Genomic DNA, 3,848 nt, shown 5'->3' on the forward strand with positions numbered 1-3,848 from the left:
GAGCAAAAGTGAGAACAAGAGAGATTGGCAATTAACCAGTCTCTCTTTTTTATGCTCAAAAAATAATTAGGAGTGATTTAATTTGGTTAAAGTTGTGAAGAATTTTGTAAAAGTCAATCAATACACTCGTCCAGGATTTAAACTTTCTGGGGTAAAAGGAATTGTAATGCACTGGACTGCAACTCCAGGAGCTACTGCGTTAAATGAGCGAAATTATTTCAATGGTACATGTATTGCTGATAAACGTTATGCTTCTGCTCATTACTTTGTAGATAGAAATGAAGCGCAATATATTATTCCTGAAAATGAAATGGCCTATCATGCACACGATCAAAACCGCTGCTTTGTGAGCTTCCTAAAACCGAATGCGAACCAAACATCGATTTCCGTTGAAATGTGCGTGGAGAAAAACGGCACCATTCATGATGAAACTGTGCAGAATGCTGCTGAATTGGTTGCTGATCTTTGTAAAAGATTCAAATTGTCTACAGATAAAATCGTCTGTCATTACGATGTAACAAACAAAAACTGTCCTGCCCCTTGGGTAAGTGACTCAAGCAAGCTGGCAGCATTTCGCAAAAAAGTTGATGGACTGCTCGGAAACAAAACTGTTTCAAATTCTACAGCTTCCTCTAGTAAAGGTTCTTCCTCCTCTACTGCTGCAAGTGGCTCCCTGAAATCAAAAGTAAACGGACTTCGTTTCTATTCTAAGCCTTCTTGGGAAGATAAAGATGTCGTTGGTACTGTAAACAAAGGCATTGGCTTCCCTACTGTCGTTGAAAAAGTAAAAGTGGGAAGTGCTTATCAATATAAAGTTAAAAACTCTAAAGGAGCAACTTATTACATCACTGCATCTGATAAATACGTCAAAGTTTCAGGCAAAGTAAAGACCGCCTCCTCCCCTTCTAAATCAACAGCATCAAAATCCAGCTCTGGCTCTTCTTCAATTAAATCTGTAGGGAAAATTAAAATTGTTGGCGTGTCAAATGCTGCAATTGTAATGGACAAGCCTGACCGTAATAACTCTAAGAATATCGGTACAGTTAAACTTGGCAGTAAGATTGACATTTCTGGATCAGTTAAAGGAAAAAATAACTCAAAAGGCTATTGGGAAGTTATCTACAAGGGTAAACGTGGATATATTTCAGGTCAGTTTGGCTCAAGAGTCTAACTGATTATTAAATATCATTAAGGATATTTGTTGATGCTTATTAATCAATGAATATCCTTTATCTCTTTTGGAGGTGATTAACGTGAATTGCGTACACCTCCTTTATTAATGTTAAAGGACGGTTTGAATTGTGGCTGAACAAGATGTAAATACAAATGCAAGAATAAGTGTTTTGGAAGAAAAAACAAAAAATCATCAAGGAAGAATTTCAAATTTAGAAGCAAGAACTGAAGACATGAGTCGATTAACAACTCTTATGGAGTAACAAATTGAAATCAATAAAGATGCTCAAAACCAGTCACGTGAACAGTTTGTAACACTAACTGAAATGAATAACAGCCTAAAAAATTTAAGCAAATCTTATGAAAAACTTGATAATCGAGTAGGCATTCTTGAACAATCAGATTCCAATCGAAAAATTGACCCAGGTCAGTTCGGTAAAGATTTGATGTACAAAGTTTTACCAACCGTGATTGCAACGTTAGTCGGCGCATGGTTACTCATACATTTTGGACTTAAATAAGAAAAGGAGATTGATATTATGACTAATATTAACTGGAAAGTAAGACTTAAAAAGAAAACATTCTTGGTAGCAATTTTCTCAGCAACTCTATTGTTTGTTCAATCAATCGCTGCTGCTTTTGGATATGATCTGACAGTTTTCGGGAATGAATTGACGGAAAAATTTAATGCTCTGCTAACACTTTTAGTTACTGTAGGAGTTGTTGTTGATCCAACAACTAAAGGCATTTCTGACAGCGATCATGCAATGGAATATGAGAAACCACAAAAATAATCCTCCACTTTGATGGAGTCTATCTATACTATATGAAAGAGGGGGATCCCCCCTCTTTCATTACTCTATTTTATTCACCTTTAACTTTTACTTATTTATCTCGAATAACACAAGATAGCTGTATTTTAGTCTGGACAAATTTCTAGTAGATCAAAAAACAATGCATTCTCCACTGTAACTTGTGATCCAAAAAACGTGACATCTTTTTTAAAATCCAACCCGCATACAACTTCGTTCATCTCCGAATAGGATAATTCAATGAACTCTTTCTTTGAAAAATATTCTTTCACACAATCTTCAAATTCTTGTTGTTTAGTATTATAAGGTTGAGTATCAAAACCCTCAAGAGTTGGGACAGTTCTATTCGCATCTCTGTTTTCAACTTGAAATTCGTGCTGAAGATAAAATAAAGGAGCAAGCTTAGATAGCATTAAAGTGGTACTATAAGTAACTTCAAATTCTCCTTTTATGTAGTCTTCATACTCAAATATTAATTTTGAAGACGGCCATATTTCACCAAAATTTACATTTGTGATTATCATATTATTTTTGTCGGAAAATTTTTTTATTACTTCTGGTATTAAAAACTGCTCGCGGCATTTAGTAAGATAATCTGATTCGTTATTGTTTCTGTAGTATTTATCTATAGTTTCGTTAACTAGATCATTCATTCTAATTTTCACTTCCTTATTTCATTTTTAAATCATGACGTCCCGATTTGTCAGCTGGTTTTGTTTCGTTTAAGTTAAAGTCCACTTCTCCTTGATGCTTTCCTCTTTTATTAACAACTTCAAATCTACCATGTTGTGTATCTACTGCATAGTATTTGCCTGTTTTCGAATCCAAATACACATCTCTTTTATTAATTTTAGTTAATTTCGAATCCTTTTTCCAATTTCTTTGCTTAGCAAAATCAGCAGCAGTCGTTCTAACCAATGGAATTTTTTCATTTAAATTCATTTTAGCTATCTTTTTTTCAAAGGAAGCTACATCAAAACCTGCTTTTCCGCTTTTAGCACCATCCTCAACAATTTTTGCAGTCTTGGCAGTTTTTGAAGACATGCCCATTGCCTTACCTGCAAGCTTGAAAGTTCCTGATGTAAGCACACTCATTCCAGCAAGTGTTCTTTCGTAACCAGTGAGGCGTTCATGAGTAACTAGGTCTTCTCCAAAAACAAACTCCGCCCCACCTTTTATATTAGAAACCAACGGGGTTAAATCAAGTAAAATTGATAAACCAAGAGCTCCCTCATTTAAAGTCTTCTCATTCTTTTTTAAATTTTTGTTAGCATTATCAACTTTGTTTTGAGCTCTTTTTAACTGTTCTTTTTGCTTTTTTATTTTCTTTGCTTGCTTCTTTGTAATCTTTTTATTTTTAACTTTATTTGATTTTTTATCATAATTATCAAAAGCTCTATTGGTTTTTTTAATAGCTGTATTAAGTTTGTTAGTTGACTTATTTAATTGCTTCATACCCTTATTGGCCTGGTTAACACCCCTAATCATTTGGTTCGTATTAGCGGTTGCATCGTTAACCTCTTTTGTCATTTCATTCGTTGTTTCTATCATGACATCTAAGGCTTGATTGCATTCATCCATTGCTTTGTTAGCTTCATTCATCGAATGAATAACATTGTCCATTTCTTTATTCATTCCATCTACAGCAGCATTCATTTGATCTAAGCCTTTGATCATTTGGTTCTCGGCTTCTATCATTTGCTCAATTATTTCATTCACGTTATCGAGTATTTCCATTGTTTGTTTATAAATCCATAATGCTTTGTTTATAGCGGGAATGACTTTGGTCTCTATCTCTTTTATTATTTCTTTTTCTTTTTTCTTAATTTTTTTATGTAATACCTTGAGTTTAATATCTACTAT

The 3,848-nt window shown here is 33.9% G+C and carries 5 protein-coding genes; 3 read left to right on the top strand and 2 right to left on the bottom strand.

The window, feature by feature from the left end:
- The first annotated feature begins 82 nt into the window (after positions 1-82).
- From BTA30_RS21060 to BTA30_RS21070, 3 genes are all read left to right on the top strand, one after another.
- Positions 83-1,171, top strand: a complete 1,089-nt coding sequence (locus tag BTA30_RS21060) for a peptidoglycan recognition protein family protein (protein ID WP_076763820.1) — start codon at positions 83-85, stop codon at positions 1,169-1,171.
- Positions 1,172-1,301: 130 nt separating this feature from the next.
- Positions 1,302-1,436: a hypothetical protein gene (locus BTA30_RS24195; RefSeq protein ID WP_275667423.1), complete on the top strand. Its 135-nt coding sequence runs from the start codon at positions 1,302-1,304 to the stop codon at positions 1,434-1,436.
- 276 nt (positions 1,437-1,712) lie between these two features.
- Positions 1,713-1,967: a phage holin gene (locus tag BTA30_RS21070; protein WP_076763822.1), complete on the top strand. Its 255-nt coding sequence runs from the start codon at positions 1,713-1,715 to the stop codon at positions 1,965-1,967.
- Between the two features lie 125 nt (positions 1,968-2,092).
- On the opposite strand, the gene BTA30_RS21075 is transcribed toward BTA30_RS21070, so the two are convergent.
- Both BTA30_RS21075 and BTA30_RS24005 read right to left on the bottom strand, forming a co-directional pair.
- On the bottom strand, positions 2,093-2,638 hold the full coding sequence (locus BTA30_RS21075) for a hypothetical protein (protein WP_076763824.1): 546 nt from the start codon (positions 2,636-2,638) through the stop codon (positions 2,093-2,095).
- Between the two features lie 16 nt (positions 2,639-2,654).
- Positions 2,655-3,848 (bottom strand): pre-toxin TG domain-containing protein (locus tag BTA30_RS24005; RefSeq protein WP_239695198.1); only part of this gene is annotated, 1,194 nt, incomplete at its 5' end.

Source organism: Bacillus swezeyi (assembly GCF_001969815.1).
GTDB lineage: Bacteria > Bacillota > Bacilli > Bacillales > Bacillaceae > Bacillus > Bacillus swezeyi.